Genomic DNA, 20113 nt, shown 5'->3' on the forward strand with positions numbered 1-20113 from the left:
ATGCCTGCATGTCAAGCTGTGGCTAAGCTTGGCCTGAAGGGGAGGGATTTATAGTGTCGGATTGCTGGCGCGCGGAGCGAAGCACCGAGCCCGGAATCGGGGCAAGAACCGGTGCGGGCGCGCAGGACTATGCAGCGGTGGCTGTGAGCTAGGCTCTAACGACGAACTTGTCGGGATCGGCGCAGAAATGGGCGATGATCTGGCAGAGGTCCGGCTCGTTGACCATGCGTACGGCCTCGGCCCCATTGACCCATTTGCGGGTGCGCGCGCGCTTTTCCTTCCAGCGGTCGGCAACGTGCTCGACCTGCAGCGGAAACACCAGCACTTCGCAAGGGACTTCCTCGCCGGACGCGAGGGCCTTGGCGTAGAAGTAACGACCGGCCTCGAAAAGCGAAATCTTGCCACGCAATCCGGCTTCCTCGCCCGCCTCGCGCGCCGCTGCCTCGCAGAGCGGCTCCCTGGCCTCGGGCCAGCCCTTCGGCAGCACCCAACGCCCGGTGTCTCGGCTGGTGATCAGCATGATCTCGACGCCGTCTTCGTTATTGCGCCATGGCAAAGCGGCAACCTGCAGGCGACAAGGCGAAGTGCCGAAGAGCTTGCGGACCCTTTCAGCCAGATGGTCGTGTGTCGCCGGTGTCGTCAGCATCAGTGAAAGCTACCCCAGCCCTCAGAATCGTTAGCCGCCGTATGAATCTTACCGACAAGTGTAAGTCTTAAAAGTAAAAAACCTCACACCGACCCGTCAAACTCCGCCAACAGCTGTCGATTCGACAGAATATTGTCCCTTCCAGTGCCTGTTTTCATAGCAAACGGGGCGGGTTTGGCCGTCTGGGCAGAAATGGGGCTGGCGCGAATCAGCCTGCGTGATCGTCGGCGATCGGCTTCTGGTAGGTAAAACCCATGTCCCAGGGAAAGTAGATCCAGGTGTCCTGACTGACTTCGGTGATAAAGGTGTCGACCAGCGGCCTGCCTTTCGGCTTGGCGTAGACGGTGGCGAAATGCGCCTTGGGCATCATGGCGCGCACGATGCCTGCCGTCTTGCCGGTGTCGGTGAGGTCGTCGATGATCAGCACGCCCGCGCCATCATCGGCGAGCAGCGCCGGGGTGATCTCCTTCAGCACCTGCAACTGCCCCTGGCTGGTGTAGTCGTGATAAGAGGCGACGCAGACCGTCTCGATGACGCGTATGCCGAGTTCGCGTGAGATGATGGCAGCGGGAACCAGGCCCCCACGGGTGATGCAGACGATGGCCTTCCACTGACCCTTGTTGGCGCCGGCAAGCCGCCAGGCGAGCGCCCGGGCATCGCGGTGGAACTGGTCCCAGGAGACCGGAAAGGCTTTTTCGGGAAGGGACATTCTGCACTCCGCGCGCACCATTGTGGAATGCGCGCGGAATTAACTGGAAAGTCAGGGCATTGGCAAGGGCGGGGCCAGTCTGTGGGGTTACCGCGACAAAAAGGCCGCCACCGGCACGCTGCGCAACACGGTGCGCGTGACGCCGCCGAACAAAAGCTGACGCAGCCAGGAATGGCTGTAGGCGCCGAGCACCAGAAGGTCGGCTCCGGTCTCGGCGATCCGGGTCTGGATAACGTCATCGACCGAAGCATTGCCCGATTTCTGCACCGACACGCTGACCGTTGCGCCATGCCTGGAGAGTGCCGCGGCGATCTCGGCGCCGGCGGCTTCCGGGTTGTCATCCAGCGTATCCGGCGGATCGATGACCAGAATGTCGGTTTTCTCGGCCTCGATGATGAAGGGCAGCGCGTCGAAGGCGGCACGCGCCGCCTCCTTGCTGCCGTTCCAGGCCAGCAGCACATGTTTGAATGTGGTGACCAATGGCCCCTCATGCGGCACCACCAGCACCGGCCGGCCGGCATCGTAAACCAGCGTGTCGACATCGGCGCTCGTGTCGCCCCCGGTCTCGCGCTGCGCGGCAATAATCAGATCGGCGGCGCGCACGCTGGAAATACCCGTCAGCGCGCTGTCGCCGGAAAAGCTCTCGAGGCTGCGCCATTCGAAGGAAAGGCCGGAATTCTCGATCCGCCCAACGAAAAGCGCCTGCAGTTTCTCGGCGCGCTCGCGGTTCATGTCGGCGGAGACCTGCAGGAACTCGGTGTCGGGGAAGCCGGTTGCCGAGGTGTAGGGAACGGGCAGCGCTTCGGCATGGATGCCGATGAGATGGCTCTCGAACCGGTCGGCAAGCGGGATGGCGCAGTCGAGCACGCGTTCGGCGTCCTGTTCGTTCTGCAATATGGCGACGATGGTCTTGAAGCGCATGCGAAATCCCTCAAATCTGCCAGCGCGTGCTGCGCCCGAGGGAAAACGTGGGAGTGCGGTGCTTGGTTCCGGCCCGGCGATGGTCCGCGAACCCAGGGTCAATTGGCGGCGGTGAAGCCGGCCACCATCGCCTCGACGTCCTTGCGTGCCGAATCCAGCGCCTCCTGGCTGCGGGCGCGGACCACCAGCTCCGTCCAGAATTTGCCGTCGCCATATTTCGGATAGGAGCCGATGATGGTGTCGGGATGCGCCTTCTGGATGTCGCCCAGGGGACCGCCGATCAGGCCTTCGCCGAACGGGCAATGGACGGTGGCCGACAGCATCTTGGTGCCGGCCTTCAGCGTCGGCACGACATTGTCGAGCATGGCCTGGAAAATCGCCGGCACGCCGGCCATGACATGGACGTTGCCGATGCGAAAGCCGGGCGCGACGGAGACCGGATTGTCGATATGGTCGGCGCCGCGCGGCATGCGCGCCATGCGCTTGCGGGCCTCGGTGTATTCGATGCCGCGCGCGGCATAGCTCTCGCCCAGCATGGCATAGGCCTTGGCGTCGTATTCGCACGGCACCCCAAAAGCCTTGGAAACGGAATCGGCGGTGATGTCGTCATGCGTCGGGCCGATGCCACCGGTAGTAAAGACATAGGTGTAGCGGGCGCGTACGGCATTCACCGCAGCGACAATCTCGTCCTCCTCGTCGGGAACGATGCGCACTTCCTTCAGGTCGATGCCGATGGCCGTCATGATGTCGGCGAGGTGGCCGATATTTTTATCCTTGGTGCGGCCGGACAGAATCTCGTCGCCGATGACAAGCATGGCGGCAGTGACGATTTCAGGCATGGAAGGCTCCGGCAAACAGGCCCGTTGGCAGACAAGGTCGCCTGAGGCAGAAAGAAGGTCGCCTGAGATAGCGCGCCATTGAACTGGCGGCAATGCCGACACAAGCCGCCATCTGCCTTGCCGAGCGTTCGTCAGTGGGTGATGGTGCGCGCCGATCCGCTTCCCGGGTGAAAACATGCTGGTATCAATTCTGCTGTGGCTTGTTGCCGGCCTGTCCGTGCTGGCTCTCGTCATCGTAGCCTGCCTGGTCGCGGCAACGCTCTGGATTGCCGCCAAGGCCGAAAGGCTGGTGCCGGCCGGCGGAAACTTCGTCGAGATCGACGGCAGCCGCGTCCATTATATCGAAACGGGCGAGGGACGGCCGATCCTGTTCGTGCACGGACTTGGCGCCCAGCTTCATCAGTTCCGGCACACGCTGTTCAACCGCTTCGGCCCCGGTTACCGGCTGATCGCGCTCGACCGGCCGGGATCGGGTTATTCGGTGCGGGCCAAAGGAGCCACCGGCCGCTTGCCTGAGCAGGCCGAGATCATAAGGCGCTTCATCGAAACGCTCGCGCTGGAAAGGCCGCTTGTGGTCGGGCATTCCCTGGGCGGCGCCGTCGCGCTGACCCTGGCCGTGGAACATCCCGACGCGATTTCCGGCATCGCCTTGCTGGCGCCGCTGACCCATCTGGAAGCCGGCGTCCGCGAGAAAGCGGGACTGCTCTATATCCGTTCGAGGATTTGGCGCTGGATCATGGCCTACACCGTCGCGATACCGACAAGCCTCGGATATGCGCGGCGGACACTGGAGTTCATCTTCTCGCCGCAGGCCGTTCCCGCCGACTACATGATCGATGGCGGCGGATGGCTCGGGCTGAGGCCAAGCCATTTCCATGCGACCTCCACCGATTTCGTGGCGGTCGAAGAGGATCTTGGCCGCATCGAAGAGCGCTATGGAGAGATCGCCATGCCGGCCGGCATTTTCTTCGGGACAGCCGATCGCGTCATCGCCATGGGCACACATGGGGAGCCGATGAAGGACAGGATCGAAGGGCTCGATTTCGAGACGGTCGAAGGCCTCGGCCACATGCCGCAATTCGACGAGCCGGACCGCGTCATCACCTTCATCAAGCGCATTGCCGAGCGGACATTCGCCGGCCAAGACCTCACCACAGCCTCACAACAATTTCACTGAACCATTCGGCTGATATCCGGTTTTACCCCGTGTCGCACCCAAGGCGGCAGATACGGCGTAATTCAATGTACAGGAAAGTCTTTGCAGCATTCATGCTGACGATCGGTCTTGCCACATCGGCGATGGCGCAGTCATCGGACGGCACGTATTCCAACCATCACAGCTGGTGGCCGTTCGGGAACGACCAGTCATCGACCGTCGACCAGAGCACCACCGGCAGCATCAATGCCGACGGCAGCCAAGGCTATGGCGGCGCTACGGGGCCGTGCGCCTCCGACCCGTCAGGACCCTATGGAAATGTGAGGCCCAACGTGAACGATCAATATTGCGGCAAGTGATCAAGCCGCGGGCGACTGACCGGCAGGATGTCCCGCCTGTTTGTTTTGACGCAATTCCCTAGGAATTGCTTAGGCGAGCATCCACGGCCGGCAGCGAAAGCTGAGGGGCAAAGATCAGTCGGAAACTTCAGTCTGCGGCCGGTCGCGGCCGTCGGCCAGTTCGTCGTGCCACTTGCCTTCGGCATCCTCATACTGGATGCCGTCCGTGGCGCCGGCGATCTGCTGTTCGGCCGAGGCGATCTCGGCGGCGCGCAGCGCATCCTGGTGGGTCGGGAATGTCTCCGAGAATGTCGAACCGACCTTGTAGGCCCAGCCCCCGTCATGCTCGACGATCTTGTAAGTCAGCTTCGCCATGAAATCCTCCGGTTCGCCGTCCGCTCAATGCGGCCCGTTTTTCAATGCCATCTGCGCTTCAATGCAATTTGGCGTCTGGCAGCCGGTCTTCGGGAACCAGCACTTCCGATTCCTTGGCCGCTTCGATCAAGGCCCTGCGTGCATCGGCCGTCGAACGATAACCTTCCAGCACTTTGAGGCAAGTGTCGAGAGCATCACGATGGCGCGGGCCGCGATTGAGCGGCCACACCGTCATCAGACACTCCGCCGCTTCCTGGGTGCTGCGGATCTGGCGATATTTGCCGACATGGCCGAGTTCGACCACGACCGGGGTTTCAAAAGGTTTGTTATCCATGATGGCCGCAACGCAAAGCAGCCAATATGGTTGCAAAAGTGGCCGTCAGCCTGCGCCCAAACGTCTCACCAACCGCAATCGTTGGTCTCAGTAACTGCAGTCGTTGCGCAGCCAGCGGGCGTTGGCCCAGCCGGTCCGTCCGCCGATTTCGACCTGGTACCAGTTGCCCCGGCGGTCGAAAATCTCCGTGTGGTCGCCGTTGAACAATTGCCCGATCATGCGCGACGACGAGTTCGGCCGTGCGCGCACGGCGAGAAACCCGCTGCCGGTATCCAGATCGTAGTGCCTGGACAGGCCGTGCACCGTGCCTTCGCAATATTGCGCGCCGACCGGAGACGACGCGGCGAACGACAGCGCGACCACCAGAGCGGCGGCTGCCGGATAGATTGCCCTTGATGCCATGGACTTTGCTCTCAACCCGGCCGCCAAGGCGGCCTACCCCAGGGAATATTGCGGGCGGATTAAAGCGAAGCTGCGGCAATCTGTCCAGCAGATGCGTTTGGCGCATCCGTCGGCGCAGCCTGTTCAGCCCTTCGTCCAATGCTGCATCGTCGTCACCGAGCGGGCGAGCTGTGGCGCGGGATGGATTTTCTCGCTGAAGGTGGCGGCGGCGCGCCAGCCCCAGCGCGGATCGGCGAGGAAGGCGCGGGCCAGCGCGACCATGTCGGCGCGGCCGTCGGCGACGATCGCCTCTGCCTGCGAGGGATCGTCGATCAGGCCGACAGCCCGTGTCGGGATGCCGGCGCCCTTGCGCACCGCTTCGGCCAGATGCACCTGATAGCCGGCGCCGGTCGGCAGCTTCTGCAACGGCGAATTGCCGCCGCTCGAACAGCAGATATAGGCAACATCAAGCGCCTTCAAGGCTTTGGCCACCTCGATCGCCTCGTCGACCTCGAAGCCGCCATCGACCCAGTCCTTCACCGACAGGCGGGCGCCAAGCATCAGGTTTGGAACTGCCTTCCTCACCGATTTGGCGATCTCGATGAGGAAACGCATGCGGTTTTCCAGCGAGCCGCCCCAGCGGTCGGTGCGCTGGTTGGAAAGCGGCGACAGGAACTGGAAGATCAGATAGCCGTGCGCGGCGTGCAGCTCGAGGAAGTCGAAGCCGGCGCGCTCGGCCCGCCTCGCGGCTTGAGTGAAGCGCTCGACAAGCTGCAGGATTTCATCTTCCTCCAGCGCATGCGGCACATTCCAGCCGGTGTCATAGGCGATGGCCGAGGCCGAGACGGTCTGCCAGGGATCCTCGCCCGGCTGCAATGGGCCGCCGCCTTCCCAGGGCTTTCGGTTGGATGCCTTGCGGCCGGCATGGGCAAGCTGAATACCGAATTTCGTTTCCGGCGCGGCGACGCGCCTCGCTGCATCCAGCGTGCGCCGGGCGGCCGCCTCGTTGTCGTCGGAATAGAGGCCGAGGCAGCCATGGGTGATGCGGCCGCGCCGTTCGACGTCGGTCATCTCGACGGTGACCATGCCGGCGCCCGACATCGCCAGGTTCATCCAGTGATAGAGATGCCAGTCGCTGGCCGAGCCGTCTTCGGCGGAATACTGGCACATCGGCGCCACCGCGATACGATTCGGAAAGGTCAGGCCATCGAGGGCGATCGGCTGGAAAAGCGCTGCGGTCATCAAAAAAACTCCGGAGAGGGACTGCAGCTATTTAGGCGATGGCAGTTGCCGGCACCAGACACGAGGCGGTGAAAGCTTCGCCGTTTCGGTTGCGCGCAAAACCGTTCGCGGTTACGCCATGGCGCCGACAGCTTGGAGCTCATCATGGAAGATCGTATCCGCATCCGCTCGGAGGAAGTCCTGTCCGACGACTGGGCGGTCCTGAAGAAGACCGTTCTCGATTACCGTCGGCGCGACGGGCAGTGGGAGACGCAGATTCGCCAGACCTACGATCGTGGCGACGGCGCGGTGATCCTGCCTTTCGATCCCGAGCGTCAGACGGTGCTTCTGGTGCGGCAGTTCCGCTACCCCGCCTACGTCACCGGCCACCGCGAACCGCTGATCGAGGCCTGCGCCGGCCTGCTCGACAAAAACGATCCCGAAACCGCCATCCTCAAGGAGGCCGAGGAAGAGCTCGGCTACCGCCTACAGAACATCGAGCGGCTGTTTTCCCCCTATATGAGCCCGGGCAGCGTCACCGAACGGCTGTGGTTCTTCGTCGCCCGCTATTCACCCGCCGACCGCATCTCGGCCGGCGGCGGCGCGGCCGACGAGGGCGAGGACATCGAGGTTCTGGAAATGCGGCTTGATGAAGCGCTGGCCGGCATTTCAGACGGCCGCATCATCGACGCCAAGACGATCATCCTGATCCAGCATTTGAAACTGTACCCGATGAAGGGCTAGCTCGGCGAAGCTCGACGTGCCTCACTGCTGCGGGCAGGGTGGCACGTCCACTTCGCGGATGAAGTTGCGCAGGTTGCAAGGACACCGGAATGGCGCGTGGCGCAAAGGCATGGCTGAAGCGAAACAGCGCGCGGGCATCTCTCATCTTGCTGAACGCCGCGCTGCTTGTCCGCTACCGCCGGTTGACCCAGCGTTTCCTTGAGCGGATGCGGCATCTGCCGAATTTTGCAGCCCCGGTGACGTTCACGGAAAAGATCCACTGGCGCAAGATTTTCGATGACGATCCTCGCTTTACCGGCCTTCTCGACAAGCTCAAGTCCAAGGAAATCGTCAGGGAGCGGCTTCCCGGGCTCGCCATCCCGGAGGTGCTGTGGCAGGGCGACGATCCGCGCCAGATCCCTTTCGATGACCTGAAAATCCCCTACGCCGTCAAATGCAACCACGGTTGCGCCATGAATGTCATCGTTCGCGATCCGGCCAACGCCGACCGGGAGGCGATCATTGCCGAGATGACGGAATACCTTGGCCAAACCTATGGCGCCCGCAAGCTGGAGCGCAGCTATGCGCACATAGAGCGGCGGGTTTTCGTCGAAGCGCTTGTCGGCAAGGACCAGGATTATGACCCGGTCGACTACAAATTCTGTGTGCTGGCTGGCCACGTCGCCTACATTGTCGTCGTCGCCTTCCGTTCCACGGTCAAGAATACCGCCCACCTGGATCGCGATTGGCGCCCGCTGAACATCGTCCAGGGCGCGATCGACTCGAGCCTGGAAATTCCCCCTCCCAAGAGCCTGGCGCGGATGATCGAGGCAGCCGAGGCGCTCGGCAGCGAGTTCGACATGGTGCGTGTCGATTTCTACGAGGAGGAGGGGGAGCCGATCTTCGGAGAATTCACGGTCTACCCACGCAGCGGCTTGCTGCAATTCGACCCGGCTGTCTTCGACCGCGAACTGGGCGCGCATTGGGATATTGGCGCGTCAGCTTACCTCAGTCGTTTGCCCAGCCGATTTGCCAAACGGTACAAGGCAATGCTCGTCGCCGCCGGCTATCTCGACGTTTGAGATGGCTGCCTTGGTGGCGTGCTACCCGAAGCTCGAAGAGCGAAGGGTGGTGCGGAGAACCCATACCATTAGAGATCGAGGGAAACTGATAGCTCAGCAGGTCAATAGCCGTGATTTCGAAGTGCTGCCTCAACTGAGCCGTAGCGTTCATAGCGACGCCGCAGTCTTCATCGAGCAAGTTTTCAGCGCGCTTCCTGCTGCGACTCGGCCGATTACCGCTAAGGTTACCGGCAAGCTCTCCCACGTCCGGACTGGGTCGAGATCATTTGAAGAACTCTTTCAGCTTGTTGAGTCGACTGTCGCCAGAGGCCTTCCGGCCTTCAGGACACGCCGCCTCGCCGATCGTATCCTGCTGGATAAAGCGAGGTTCTCAGCCACCATTTTCTCGCTGAGTACCAGCGCGAACTCGGTCTGTTTGATGCGCTGCTGAGCATCAGCGAGTTGCATCGTGAAAAGATCGGTTGCCATTGTTGATCCGGGATCCGCGAGATTCATGATTGCGTAACACATGGCGGGCGAAATCGTTCCTAATTGTCGGGCGAAGCCGGTGCCGCAAAGGGCGGCTGAGTTTGAACTTCCCACCCGGCCAGACGTCCGCGAGCGCCAAGGCATCGAGAGCCCAGTGATCGGAGGGCCACGACGAGCGGGCGCAACCCGACCACTTAAGTGATCAGCCTCGCTACAGCCTTGACAGGTACAGTCGCGGCCTCATCAAGGGGAGGTATCAATGGTCTCGGCGATTGGAAACCAACATCGGCAGGCAGCTGAACCTCGACCGAAACCCGCAAAGACAGAACCGGGCGAAGGATTTGCGCCAGGCAAAAGCGCAGACAGCGTAGGACATCGCGCCAAGGCAATGGCGGCAGAAAGTGGCGACACGGATTCTGGCGCCCAGGGGCGCGCCGCATCGACAATCGCCAGGATGGATATCACCGTTTTGGCTCCACAGAGCGAAGAGCCGCCTTTGGAGTAACCCGGGCGGCCGTGCCGCTGCCTCGGTCCTTGTGCAGCACGACGCGCGCTGGCTACGCTCGGTGGACATCGTCGTCTCGAAACACTTCGGGCGTTGCACTGCCGCGAGCCGCCTTCGCTGCTGGTCGAGGGGCTGTAACCCTTGGTGAGGCCGGCATCGCCTCGCCGGTCGTTGCGAGCCCACGATCGCGCGGCCAAGCGACCTTCCCTGTGTCGGTCTCTATTTGATACTAGGGGACGGCGGTTTCATCACGGGCAATTGCAGCTGGTCAATGGTTGCGACGATGCCGGCGGCAATGGCTTCCGCCTCATGGATCAGTTCCGGACCATAGAGCCCATTGACCATCTCTTCGCTCGGCAGCACGCCAGGAGGACAGTGCTCTTCCATTGTGCGCCGGATGAGCGTCAGCGCTGCCCGGCATTGGTCGGCTTCGATCTTCATAGCCCTTCAAACATCCAATTCGTCTAAAATGTTCCGGAACTAATTTAGCGATAGCTAATTGAAGTCGTGGTTCTGCGAGTCAGTGCATGCGTCTGAAATTCATCAAGCCTATGGAACCCGAACTGGTCGACACGCCGCCGATGGGCGATGATTGGATTCATGAGATCAAATTCGATGGCTACCGCACCCAGGTCATCAAGGATGATGACGGGATTCGGCTGATCACCAAGAACGGTTATGATTGGACGGGCCGCTACATCCAACTTGCCGGTGAGGCGGAAGCGATCGAGGCGAAAGACTTCATCATCGACGGCGAGACCATTACGATCAATGAGGCTGGCCTATCCGACTTCCATGCGCATCAATCAGCCGCGACCAGCCGCAAGCCGTCGCGCGATCTGTATCTGCTAGCATTCGACCTCTTGCATCTGAACGGGCATGACTTGCGGAACACGCCGGTGGAAGACCGTCGCGAGATCCTCCGGGCGTTGATCCCGGACGGCGGCCGAATCCAGTTCAGCGAAGCGATGCCGGGCACTGGCGACGCCGTCTTTCATCTGGTCGACCAGGCTGGGCTTGAAGGTATCGTTTCAAAGCGGAAGGGCAGCAAGTATCGGTCGGGTCCGACGACGAACTGGCGCAAGATCAAGTGCTATGCCGAAAAGGAGATGGACATCATCGGCGTGCAGCGCGAGGCCGGCAAGCCTGCCATGGTGCTGATGGCCGACAAAGGCCACTATGCCGGCGGCGCCTTCGTCACCTTCAAGGCGGACAAGCGCCAGCGCCTATGGGACCGCGTGCAAGGCAAGATTGGCGGGCCGGCGCCGAAAGGGCTCAAGAGTGACAAGGCCGAATGGCTAAAGCCGGGCCTGGTCGGCCGCGTGCGGTTCCTAAAGGGCGAGGAGAAGCTTCGCCATGCCAAGCTGCTGGATTTCCGGGAGGAGACTTAGCCCGGAGGCTTGTCCCGGGGCTGTGCCGGTCCTGTACCGTTCCAGCGGATGAACTGCGCCCTCTGGCCGGTGATGGTCTCGATCGACTTCAACAGGGGTCCATGGACCTTACGTAGAGCTTGGTAGTGCTCGCCGTGGTACGCCAGGAGCGGCCCGACGATGCTCTTGTGCAGCGCTTCGGCTGCCGCCAGGAAGCGCTGGATTTCAGCCCGGGAAAGTTGTTCCGAAGGTTTGGTTCTGGCCATTGGCGCTCTCCATTGAGGGGTCGCCGCAACGAGGACTATAATCCTACATGCCGGACTGCCTGACAAGAGGGCTCGCCGGCCTTACCGCGCAGGTAGCAGTAGGGCGACGGCGCCAAGCGCAGCCATCAGGAGCAACCACCAGCAAAGATGAGCAACGGCAGGCCCGGCGACCTCCTTTGGCACACGGGACAAACAAGAAGGTCGCCGAGCCTTACCGGCGCTGCTTTGTGAGGGAGACGACGCCGGATGAGATGAGAGTATGCGATCGTGCTAATCTCTGCGAACCATGCGAACGAAGGAAAGCCTTGTGGCACCGACGTTGAGATCAAGGTCGGCGGGGCGCTGATCGCTGCGGCAGGATTCTTCCAAAGCGGTAGTGAGTCCAGAGCGGAACATTAGCGTCGGCTAACGGTTAATTCGGCAGTGTTCCGAACCGTGATTGGTAGGGCGATGGTGACGTTTCATCTTGTCTATTTTTCCGGCCTGACGGCAGACCAGCTGCTAGGCAGCGCCGTTTCTATCCTGGCGTGTTTGCTGCTTTATAACGCTCTGGCTACGGACGCCTGACTGATAGGTCGGCCAGCGGCCCGGCATCCTTGGCAGCCGGCGATTGCCATCCCGATGCCAACTCCTATCACGAGGCCAAAGACAAGCTTGCCGACGAAATCAATGGCGAGGGCCGGACAGGACGCCACACGTCCAGGCAGGGCTCTCTGAGGGCATTGGCGATGCCCGTTGCCTCAAGGTGGCGAGCTTTTTCGTTAATGGGCCTCCGCGCTGGGCAATCTGTCCCAAGAGCTTCTGTGATGCCTCTATGACGCGGCAAACCTTGGAAAAGGTTTCCGTGGCAGGACCTGGGTACGATTCTAACAAACTACGGCTGTATAGGCCACTAGCGCCCGACGATCCGGCTAATCATGTCGTCGTCAGGTGCGCTGTCGGTGAATTCCCGTAGGAGCGCCTTCGCGTGGTCTACCCAATGCTCTTCAGCCAGGTTCAGCTCCCGAACGGAACTCCTGAAGGTCTCGCACACCACATCGAAATCGAAGGCGTCAATGCTGTAGCCTTCCTCGTCATGGTCCATCGGCCGCCTCCCCCAATGGGGGAAACTGTACGGAATCGTACGAAGCAAGTGCAAGGGCATTCAAAAGCAATTGGCTGATGCCGCCCGATCGTTCCACAATGTGTTGCTAATATGCAGCACCGACTGAATCTCCGATCAGCGGCACTTGTGGTTGGTTCCAACAGCTGCACGTTGACGGCAAGATGCCAAAGCCAACGACATGCGGGCGACGAAGATGGACAAGCGACAAAACACAAGAAATGTTGAGTTGGTCGGTCTTCTGGCCGTGCCGTTGTCAGTTCTAATCACGCTGCTGATAGCTGGAATGATCCTTTGCTGAAATGTTTGAGTGGCAAAAGGCTGGGGCGGCGGGTTTTTCCCCTTTGAAAGAAGTCACGATGTCCCAATCCGTCGAACCCCGATATTGCCAGAGGATAGCCCAGACCGTGAGGTGAACTGTGAAGTCGCATTAGAAGCCGCGTTTGCGGCCTTGGTGACTGCGTCAGAAGCGCAAGGTTGGACGCCACAGGAAACGGCTGCAACTCTTCTTAAAATCGCGACGGAGCATGCCCACCGGGTTGAGGCCGCTGCGGCCCCAGCCGGCTCCCAAGGGAGTGCTTGACCTGGCCCGCGCGGTCGGTCGCTACCGACAGGAGTGTTGCAGCAGGTATTCCAGCAAGAGTGTTAAACCTCTTCAGTTTTGTCCCTCTCCTCTACCAATGCGCTTTTATCAAAGCCAAGCCCCAGTGGCATCGGCATGATAAGGTCTGTGAGTTGCGGCTTACACTCGAAGAGGATTGCCCTGGCCAATAGGTGGCCGGCTCGCAAAGGTCTTTGAGACGTTCTGCAGCCACATCCTCTATGCCGACATGCTCCATAGCGTATGAAGAGCTACCAGCACGCTTGTAATATAGCTTTTGATCGCTGCGGTGTGGTCGACGTTCCGACCGTGGCACGTCAATGACTATGAAACCGGCATTTTGGTCGGCATTCGATGCAAGTCCGGCGACACGGATACCGTCGTTTTTCGGCTGCATTAGATCCCCAACTGCCGAGCTTACGACCGAAAGGGCTACAGGTTCGGGATTTGGCTCAAGCGCAGTTGCGCCGTCAGCCCCGTCACTGTTCTTACGGCAGCCAATACCGAACACCAAAACTCCAGCATGGCAGTTCCCGGCTTTTGTATCCCGGCTCTACGGCTACCCGCGTCAGCCTTTTCTATGGTAGCCAGTGAGTTCTTACAGAACGAATCCTAAGCATTTCAATTTGGTGCGGACGACGGGAATCGAACCCGTACGATCAGAGATCGAGGGATTTTAAGTCCCTTGCGTCTACCAATTCCGCCACGTCCGCAGGCCAGCCCTTTTCAGACGCCAGCGAAAACCCGTCAAGCCATCTTTTGCCGAGTGTCGAACTCATGAAAGGTGGTTCGTGATTTCAAAACAATTGGTTGTCGCGAAAATCTCAGTCGCCGAGAACGCTCAGAATTTGTAGCTGAGATTGATACCGACCGCGTTCAGCTTCACATCCTGATCGCGATCGTTGAAGGGTTCCGCCACGTCATAGTGCTCGGAGCCGAAATCGTAATAGCGATATTGCGCGCCGACGATGAATTTGTCGGTCAGCGCGTAGTCGACGCCGGCGCCCAAGGTCCAGCCGACATTCGTGCGTGTGCCGGCGAACGACGCGCCCGCGACTTGCGAAGTTTCGATGCCGGCAAAGGCGACGCCGCCGACGCCGTAGACCAGCACGCGGTCCATGGCGAAGCCCGCTTTGGCGTTTACAGATCCGAACCACTTGATGTCCGTGCGGAATGTGCTTCCAAGGCCTGATACCGCCGTACCGTCGACGGCGGAATAATTGAGCTCCGCCTCGGCGCCGAGCACCGCCTGATCGAACTGCCACAGGCCAGCGACATGGCCGCCGACGAAACCGCCGTCAATGTCGGGCGAGATGGAAAACGGCGCGCCTTCCGTCACTGATATGTCGGACTGGCCCCAGCCGTAGCCGGCCTGCAGGCCGGCATAGTAGCCGGTCCAGTCGAAGCCTGGTTCGGTCATCGGCACCGCCATCGGGTCGGCGGCGAACGCCGGCCCGGCCAGAGCAATCAGAAATCCGGCACTGGCAATCGTCAGACAGCGCATCGAGTTCTCCGAAAAGGCGGTTCAGAAGGCGCCTTGTCGGAAGGTAATCCTATTCGCCGCAAAACGGAACCCATTGTTCAACAATCGGAATGCACCCGTTGCTGCGCTGGGTGCTTTAGCTGGGGGCGCTATTTGGCGTCAATGAAGTCCAGCGCCGCCTGACTATATTCGTCCGGCGCCTGCAGCATGGCGAAATGACTGGCGTTGGGCAGGATGATGAGCTTGGCGCCCGGAATGACGGAGGCCATGTATTCGGTGTGTTCGCGCTTGATCGCCTCGTCATGGTCGCCGGCAACGATCGCGGTCGGCGTGGTTATCTTGCCGAGCTGTTCCTTGGTCCAGGCCGGCTCCGACTCCCACATGTGGCTGATCTGCGCCACGAAGGCATCGTACTGGTCGGGAGTCTTCGAAAGTTTCTTGTAGTCGCGGCCCGAGCGGTCGATATAGGCGGCAAAGGTCTTGTTGGTCAGCACACCCGGATCGACGCCATCGGTGGTGACGTTGGCGGCCTGCGCAAAGAGCCGTGTCAGCCGCTCCGGATGATGCAGCGCGATGTCGATGCCGATAATGCCGCCGTCGCTCCAGCCGACAAGAGCGGTCTTGTCGATCTTGAGATAGTCGAGCAGCGCAAGATAGTCCGACGCCATGAGGTCATAGCCGTAAGGCTGCTCGGTGCGGGTAGAGCGGCCATGGCCGCGGCTGTCGGCGATGATAACCTTGTGCGTCTTGGACATGGTCGCCACCTGGCTTGCCCAGATGTCGCCATGGCCAAGGCCGCCATGAATCAGGAGAATCGGATCACCGGCGCCGAAAACGGCATAGTACATCTGAACGCCGTTGACCGGCGCATATCCGCTCTGATCCGGTTTGGGCATCGCCGCCGGCTCCGGCAAGGTCTGCCAACGCTCCTCGGCGGATGCAAAGCCGGACGAGATCAGGAACAGGGTGACGAAGGCGAATGCTTTCAGGAACCGGATCATGACTTCACCTCAGGAGGTTTCGGCCTCATCATAACAAAAACCCGCCTCGCGGCGGGTCGTCGGCGCAAATCAGCACCATAGCCAGAATGGTAGCATAAGTGCCGGCACAAGCCAAACTGAATGACCGCGCCGTTGATGCTGTCATCGGGGTGAGCAGGTGCGGCGCATCCGCCCGGGCGAATCTCATCGAGCGGATTTCGTCTGTGATCGCTGGCCAAAACCTTGCCGGCTTGGCACAGTCTGGCAAACAGGAGTCTTTCATGGCCAAGCAGCCGTCGGCGACGAAACCCAAACCCTGGACCGAGATGGCGACGCATCTGGTCGACGTCGCGACGGGGCGCAAGCCTGCCGATCTCGTCATTCGCAACGGCCGCTGGGTGAACGTGCACTCCGGCGAAATCATAGCCGGCACCGACATCGCCGTTGCCGGCGGCCGCTTCGCCTATTGCGGGCCGAATGCCAGCCATGCCATCGGCCAGGGCACCAAGGTGGTCGATGCCGGCGGCCGCTATCTGGTGCCCGGCCTGTGCGACGCGCACATGCATGTCGAGAGCGGCATGGTGACGGTGACCGAGTTCTGCCGCGCCGTCATCCCGCACGGCACCACCTCGATGTTCATCGATCCGCACGAGATCGCCAATGTGCTGGGTCTGCCCGGCGTGCGGCTGATGCATGACGAGGCCGTCGCCATGCCGATCAACGTCCATGTCCAGATGCCGTCCTGCGTGCCGTCCGCGCCGGGGCTGGAGCATGCCGGGGCCGAACTGACGGTCGCCGATGTCACGGAAGCGATGACCTGGGAAAACATCATCGGGCTCGGCGAAGTGATGAATTTTCCCGGTGTCGTGGCCAACGATACGGTGATGTCGGGCGAGATAGCCGCCACGGTGCGAGCGGGCAAGACGGTCGGCGGCCACTATGCGTCGCGCGATCTCGGCCTGCCGTTCCATGGCTATGTCGCCGGCGGGCCGGAGGACGACCATGAAGGCACACGCGCCGAGGACGCAATCGCCCGTGTGCGCCAGGGTATGAAGGCAATGCTGCGGCTGGGCTCGGCCTGGTACGATGTTGCCTCGCAGATCAAGGCGGTGACCGAGAGCGGTCTCGACCCGCGCAACTTCATCCTGTGCACCGACGACAGCCATTCCGGCACGCTGGTGCATGAAGGCCATATGGACCGGGTGGTGCGCCACGCCATCCAGCAGGGATTGAAGCCGGTGACGGCGATCCAGATGGCGACGCTGAATACCGCCCAGCATTTCAAGCTGGAGCGCGAACTGGGCTCGATCGCGCCGGGACGGCTGGCCGATCTGCTGATCGTCTCCGATCTTGCCGCCATGACCATCGACGAGGTCTATGGCCGCGGTATCAGGCTGGCCAAGGGCGGCAAGCTCGAGATCGACATTCCGGCCTATGATTACCCCAAATCGGCGAAGAACACCGTCAAGCTCGGCAAGAAGCTGAAGCCAGGCGACTTCGACATTGCGGCGCCCAAGGGCGCCAACGAGGTGCGGGTGCGGGTCATCGGCGTGATCGAAAACCAGGCGCCGACGCGGGCGCTGGAGGCCGACCTGCCGGTCGAGGACGGGCTGGTCGCCATGGACCGCCGCAACGACATCTGCCAGATCGCGCTGGTCGAGCGCCACCGCGGCACCGGCGGCGTCACCAATGCCTTCGTCTCAGGCTTCGGCTATATGGGCGACTGCGCCATGGCGTCGAGCGTCGCACATGATGCCCACCACATCATCTGCGTCGGCACCAACAAGGAAGACATGGCGCTGGCCGTCAACCGGCTGGGCGAGGTCGGCGGGGGCGTGGTGCTGTTTTCGAAGGGCAAGGAACTGGCGCTTGTCGAAATGCCGATCGCCGGGCTGATGTCGGACGAGCGCGCCGAAATCGTGGCGGCCAAGGCCGAGAAACTCACCGAAGCAATGCGCAAGATGGGCTGCTCGCTCAACAACGCCTACATGCAGCACTCGCTGCTGGCGCTGGTCGTCATCCCGGAACTCAGGATTTCCGATGTCGGCCTGATCGACGTGACGACGTTCCAGAAGGTCGGTTTGTTTATCTGAGATCAGCCCCGGCTCTCATCCGCCGGTGGCGATGGTCAGCACCTTGAATGGCGTGGTGATGATGATCTCGGCGACGGATCCGACTGCCTTGCCGAGGCCTCGGCCGAGATTGTCGATCTGACCCTGCGTGGGTTCGTCCGATGCCAGGCCGGCTGGAGCGCGCAGACGGTCGCCGAGCAATTGCACCAGGAACGGGTTGTCGGCGAATTTGGCGTGGTTCAGGCGGTCGCCGCCCTTGATCTGGCTGAGGTCGGCCACGACCACGCCGTAGCTGGCAATGTCGGCGGCGTTGCCGTAGTCGCCGACGCGCGGCTTGTCGCCGGATAGCAGGCTGGACAGTCTCAGAGCACGGTCGTCGGCGGAAAGCAGGATGACGAACGGCCTGTCGGGCTTGCCGTAGCGGATCATCTGCTTCTTGAAGACGTCGACATCGATATCGGGCGATGCCAGGACGACACGGCCGAGCTTGCCGTCGAGATCGCGGTCGCCGGTGATGGCGAGCTGGCGCAGCGCTTCCATCGTCACCCAGGTTCCCATCGAATGCGCGATGATGTCGATGCTCTTGACCTTTGTCTTGGCGAGCATCCTGAGCGTCGCCTCGAGGTCGTCGCGCGCGGCGTTGGCGCTGTCCTTGTCGTAGATATAGCCCGTGGTCTTGCCGCTCGAAGCCCACGAAAACAAGATCGGCGTACCCGGATATTCGGTGTCGTGGGCGATCTGCGTCAGCCGGTAGACCCCATCGTCGAAGCCGTTGTTGAAGCCGTGGACGAAGACCAGCGCGCGGTCGCCATTCATGGTGATGTTGGCACCGACGGCCTTGGCGAATTGCGAGGCGTCGCCATAGTGGACGACGTCGGTGGCGGTGAATTGCTTGGCCGGGTTCGAATTGGCCGAGCCCTTGGCGCGCTCGATGGCGCCGACCTGGTGGACCTTCGGCACGGTGACGTCGACGCGGGCGTAGCTGGTGGTCAGCGAGCGATCGCCATCGAACACCTGGCGTGGGTCCTTGGTCGCCTGCTTGCGGGTGGTGGCGACGAAGATTTCGTGGGTGGCCGCGATGTCGGAGGCAGGCACCGAAACCGTCGTCTCGTTCAACAGGTCATGGGTGTTGGGGCCGGCGCAGCCGGCGGCAGCTAGCGCGAACGCAAGGACCAGGACAGTCTTCCATCGCTCGTTCAAGCGGGCTCCCGCTGGCGCATTGGCGCCGATTTCAATGTCGTAGAGGCAGAGACCGGCCCGGTCCAGTTGAAAGTGATCGGGCCGAGCGGCATTCGCGACCTCACGCGGCGACGGTCGCCGCAAGGCGACAGCCTTATTGTCCGAGCGCGCTGATACGGTCGGTCACCGTCTGGTCGCTGGCAAAGCCGTCATCCTCGCGCAGCCGCTGGCCGATCATCTTCACCAGTTCGGGATTGTCGGCGAATTTGGTGTGGTTGAAGCTGTCGCCTCCCTTGACCTTGGAGAGGTCGACCACGGTGACGCCATAAGCGGCGAGGTCGGCGGCATCCTTGTAGTCGCCGACGCGTGGCCGCGAGCCTGCGATCAGGCCTGAGAGCCGCAGCGCCCGGTCGTCGTCGGAGAGCAGCAGGATGAACGGCTTGTCCGGCTTGCCGTAGCGGCGCATCTGGCTCTTGAAGACGTCGACGTCGATGTCGGGAGAGGCCAGCACGACATCGCCGAGCTTGCCGCCGAGATCGCGGTCGCCGGTGATGGCCATCTGGCGCAGCGTTTCCATGGTCACCCAGGTTCCGAGCGAGTGGGCGACGATGTCGATGCGCCGCGCGCCGGACTGCTGCAGCATGCGCAATGTCACCTCCAGCTGATCGCGGGCGGCGCTGGCGCTTTCCTTGTCATAGACATAGTCGGTGGTTCTGGCGCCGGATGCCCAGGAAAACAGCACCGGCGTGCCGGGATAGCCGGAATCGTGGACGATCTGGGTCAGGCGGTAGACCGCGTCGTCGAAGCCGGTGTTGTAGCCATGCACGAAGACCATGACGCGGCCGCCGCGCGCGGCAATGTCGGCATTGAGCGCACTGGAGAATTTCGGCTGCGCATCGTAGCCGACGACCTCGGAGGCCATGAAGTACTTCGCTGGGTCGTTGGACCTGCCGCGCGAGCGGCGCTCGATCTGGCCGGTCTGGTGGATGCCGGGAACGGTGACGGTGACGCGGGCGTAGTTCAGCGTCGCCGAGCGTTCGCCGTCGAAAACTTTGTTGGGATCGTCGGATTTCTTGCGTGTGGTGGCAATGAAGATCGAGTGATTGCCCGAGATTTCGGTCACCGGCGTGGACATGACGGCGCTGCCGAGCAGTTCCTCGGTTTTGCGGCCGCCGCAGCCGGCGATCAACAGGGCAAGTGCAAGAATGCAAATCGTCTTCAAACGCACGTCAAAAATTCCAATCGAAAGATGAATTCACATAGAATTCACTTTGAGGCCCAAAGGCCTGTCTACCCTCGGCCCGTCTACCCTCCGCGACACCTCCCGGACAGTGAGAGTGCGGCAGAAGTAAGTCGTGTCCA

The 20113-nt window shown here is 61.7% G+C and carries 22 protein-coding genes and 1 tRNA gene; 6 read left to right on the forward strand and 17 right to left on the reverse strand.

The window, feature by feature from the left end:
- Window positions 1-148: 148 nt before the first annotated feature.
- The 4 genes from X751_RS150245 to X751_RS150230 all read right to left on the reverse strand — a co-directional run bounded on the left by X751_RS150245 (window position 149) and on the right by X751_RS150230 (window position 3115).
- The gene (locus X751_RS150245; protein WP_023667541.1) at window positions 149-646 is read right to left on the reverse strand and encodes an NUDIX hydrolase; all 498 of its coding nucleotides are present in this window, start codon (window positions 644-646) and stop codon (window positions 149-151) included.
- Window positions 647-854: 208 nt separating this feature from the next.
- A complete protein-coding gene (gene gpt, locus X751_RS150240) occupies window positions 855-1355 on the reverse strand; it encodes a xanthine phosphoribosyltransferase (RefSeq protein ID WP_023667540.1) in 501 nt (166 codons plus the stop codon).
- Between the two features lie 87 nt (window positions 1356-1442).
- Complete coding sequence (locus tag X751_RS150235) at window positions 1443-2276, reverse strand: universal stress protein (protein WP_023681540.1); 834 nt, start codon at window positions 2274-2276, stop codon at window positions 1443-1445.
- 98 nt (window positions 2277-2374) lie between these two features.
- Window positions 2375-3115 carry a competence/damage-inducible protein A gene (locus tag X751_RS150230; RefSeq protein ID WP_023681539.1) on the reverse strand — a complete coding sequence of 247 codons (741 nt, stop codon included), beginning with the start codon at window positions 3113-3115 and terminating at the stop codon, window positions 2375-2377.
- A gap of 175 nt (window positions 3116-3290) precedes the next feature.
- Between X751_RS150230 and X751_RS15445 the strand changes: the two genes are divergently transcribed.
- Together X751_RS15445 and X751_RS150225 are read left to right on the forward strand one after the other, a co-directional pair.
- Complete coding sequence (locus X751_RS15445; RefSeq protein WP_050592365.1) at window positions 3291-4292, forward strand: alpha/beta fold hydrolase; 1002 nt, start codon at window positions 3291-3293, stop codon at window positions 4290-4292.
- A gap of 65 nt (window positions 4293-4357) precedes the next feature.
- The gene (locus X751_RS150225) at window positions 4358-4630 is read left to right on the forward strand and encodes a hypothetical protein (RefSeq protein WP_023744828.1); all 273 of its coding nucleotides are present in this window, start codon (window positions 4358-4360) and stop codon (window positions 4628-4630) included.
- 114 nt (window positions 4631-4744) lie between these two features.
- Here the strand turns inward: X751_RS150225 and X751_RS150220 are convergent, their stop codons facing one another.
- The 4 genes from X751_RS150220 to X751_RS150205 all read right to left on the reverse strand — a co-directional run bounded on the left by X751_RS150220 (window position 4745) and on the right by X751_RS150205 (window position 6941).
- Window positions 4745-4984 (reverse strand): DUF2188 domain-containing protein, encoded by a 240-nt coding sequence (locus X751_RS150220; protein ID WP_023667535.1) that lies wholly within the window; start codon window positions 4982-4984, stop codon window positions 4745-4747.
- A 58-nt stretch (window positions 4985-5042) separates the two neighbouring features.
- Window positions 5043-5321, reverse strand: coding sequence for a DUF982 domain-containing protein (locus X751_RS150215; RefSeq protein ID WP_032891817.1), 279 nt, complete (start codon window positions 5319-5321; stop codon window positions 5043-5045).
- 84 nt (window positions 5322-5405) lie between these two features.
- A complete protein-coding gene (locus X751_RS150210; RefSeq protein ID WP_023744829.1) occupies window positions 5406-5720 on the reverse strand; it encodes an SH3 domain-containing protein in 315 nt (104 codons plus the stop codon).
- Window positions 5721-5843: 123 nt separating this feature from the next.
- Window positions 5844-6941 (reverse strand): NADH:flavin oxidoreductase/NADH oxidase, encoded by a 1098-nt coding sequence (locus X751_RS150205; protein ID WP_023695406.1) that lies wholly within the window; start codon window positions 6939-6941, stop codon window positions 5844-5846.
- Window positions 6942-7085: 144 nt separating this feature from the next.
- Here X751_RS150205 and X751_RS150200 point away from each other — a divergent pair, with 144 nt between their 5' ends.
- Window positions 7086-7664 (forward strand): NUDIX domain-containing protein, encoded by a 579-nt coding sequence (locus tag X751_RS150200; protein ID WP_023688346.1) that lies wholly within the window; start codon window positions 7086-7088, stop codon window positions 7662-7664.
- Between the two features lie 89 nt (window positions 7665-7753).
- Entirely contained in the window at window positions 7754-8725 is a 972-nt protein-coding gene (locus tag X751_RS150195) for an ATP-grasp fold amidoligase family protein (protein WP_023744830.1), read from the forward strand.
- Window positions 8726-9004: 279 nt separating this feature from the next.
- On the opposite strand, the gene X751_RS1000000166980 is transcribed toward X751_RS150195, so the two are convergent.
- Together X751_RS1000000166980 and X751_RS150190 are read right to left on the reverse strand one after the other, a co-directional pair.
- Complete coding sequence (locus X751_RS1000000166980) at window positions 9005-9193, reverse strand: hypothetical protein (protein WP_023688348.1); 189 nt, start codon at window positions 9191-9193, stop codon at window positions 9005-9007.
- A 724-nt stretch (window positions 9194-9917) separates the two neighbouring features.
- Complete coding sequence (locus X751_RS150190) at window positions 9918-10139, reverse strand: hypothetical protein (RefSeq protein ID WP_023681532.1); 222 nt, start codon at window positions 10137-10139, stop codon at window positions 9918-9920.
- 86 nt (window positions 10140-10225) lie between these two features.
- On the opposite strand from X751_RS150190, the gene X751_RS150185 reads away from it, so the two are divergent.
- Window positions 10226-11089, forward strand: coding sequence for an ATP-dependent DNA ligase (locus X751_RS150185; protein ID WP_023667527.1), 864 nt, complete (start codon window positions 10226-10228; stop codon window positions 11087-11089).
- Here the strand turns inward: X751_RS150185 and X751_RS150180 are convergent.
- The 5 genes from X751_RS150180 to X751_RS150165 all read right to left on the reverse strand — a co-directional run bounded on the left by X751_RS150180 (window position 11086) and on the right by X751_RS150165 (window position 15521).
- A complete protein-coding gene (locus tag X751_RS150180) occupies window positions 11086-11334 on the reverse strand; it encodes a hypothetical protein (RefSeq protein ID WP_023744831.1) in 249 nt (82 codons plus the stop codon). The two genes, X751_RS150185 and X751_RS150180, sit on opposite strands and share 4 nt — an antisense overlap.
- An 892-nt stretch (window positions 11335-12226) precedes the next feature.
- Window positions 12227-12418, reverse strand: coding sequence for a hypothetical protein (locus tag X751_RS0133365; RefSeq protein ID WP_023744832.1), 192 nt, complete (start codon window positions 12416-12418; stop codon window positions 12227-12229).
- Window positions 12419-13664: 1246 nt separating this feature from the next.
- Window positions 13665-13750, reverse strand: a tRNA-Leu gene (locus X751_RS150175).
- Between the two features lie 128 nt (window positions 13751-13878).
- Window positions 13879-14541, reverse strand: a complete 663-nt coding sequence (locus tag X751_RS150170; protein ID WP_023744835.1) for an outer membrane protein — start codon at window positions 14539-14541, stop codon at window positions 13879-13881.
- 128 nt (window positions 14542-14669) lie between these two features.
- A complete protein-coding gene (locus X751_RS150165) occupies window positions 14670-15521 on the reverse strand; it encodes an alpha/beta hydrolase (protein WP_023744836.1) in 852 nt (283 codons plus the stop codon).
- A gap of 260 nt (window positions 15522-15781) precedes the next feature.
- Between X751_RS150165 and ade the strand changes: the two genes are divergently transcribed.
- A complete protein-coding gene (gene ade, locus X751_RS150160) occupies window positions 15782-17593 on the forward strand; it encodes an adenine deaminase (protein WP_023744837.1) in 1812 nt (603 codons plus the stop codon).
- A gap of 15 nt (window positions 17594-17608) precedes the next feature.
- Here the strand turns inward: ade and X751_RS150155 are convergent, their stop codons facing one another.
- On the reverse strand, window positions 17609-18772 hold the full coding sequence (locus X751_RS150155) for an alpha/beta hydrolase (RefSeq protein WP_023744838.1): 1164 nt from the start codon (window positions 18770-18772) through the stop codon (window positions 17609-17611).
- Window positions 18773-18905: 133 nt separating this feature from the next.
- Window positions 18906-19979: an alpha/beta hydrolase gene (locus X751_RS150150; RefSeq protein WP_023706608.1), complete on the reverse strand. Its 1074-nt coding sequence runs from the start codon at window positions 19977-19979 to the stop codon at window positions 18906-18908.
- Between the last annotated feature and the right edge of the window lie 134 nt (window positions 19980-20113).

Source organism: Mesorhizobium sp. LNJC394B00, assembly GCF_000502555.1.
In the GTDB taxonomy this organism is placed as follows: Bacteria; Pseudomonadota; Alphaproteobacteria; order Rhizobiales; family Rhizobiaceae; genus Mesorhizobium.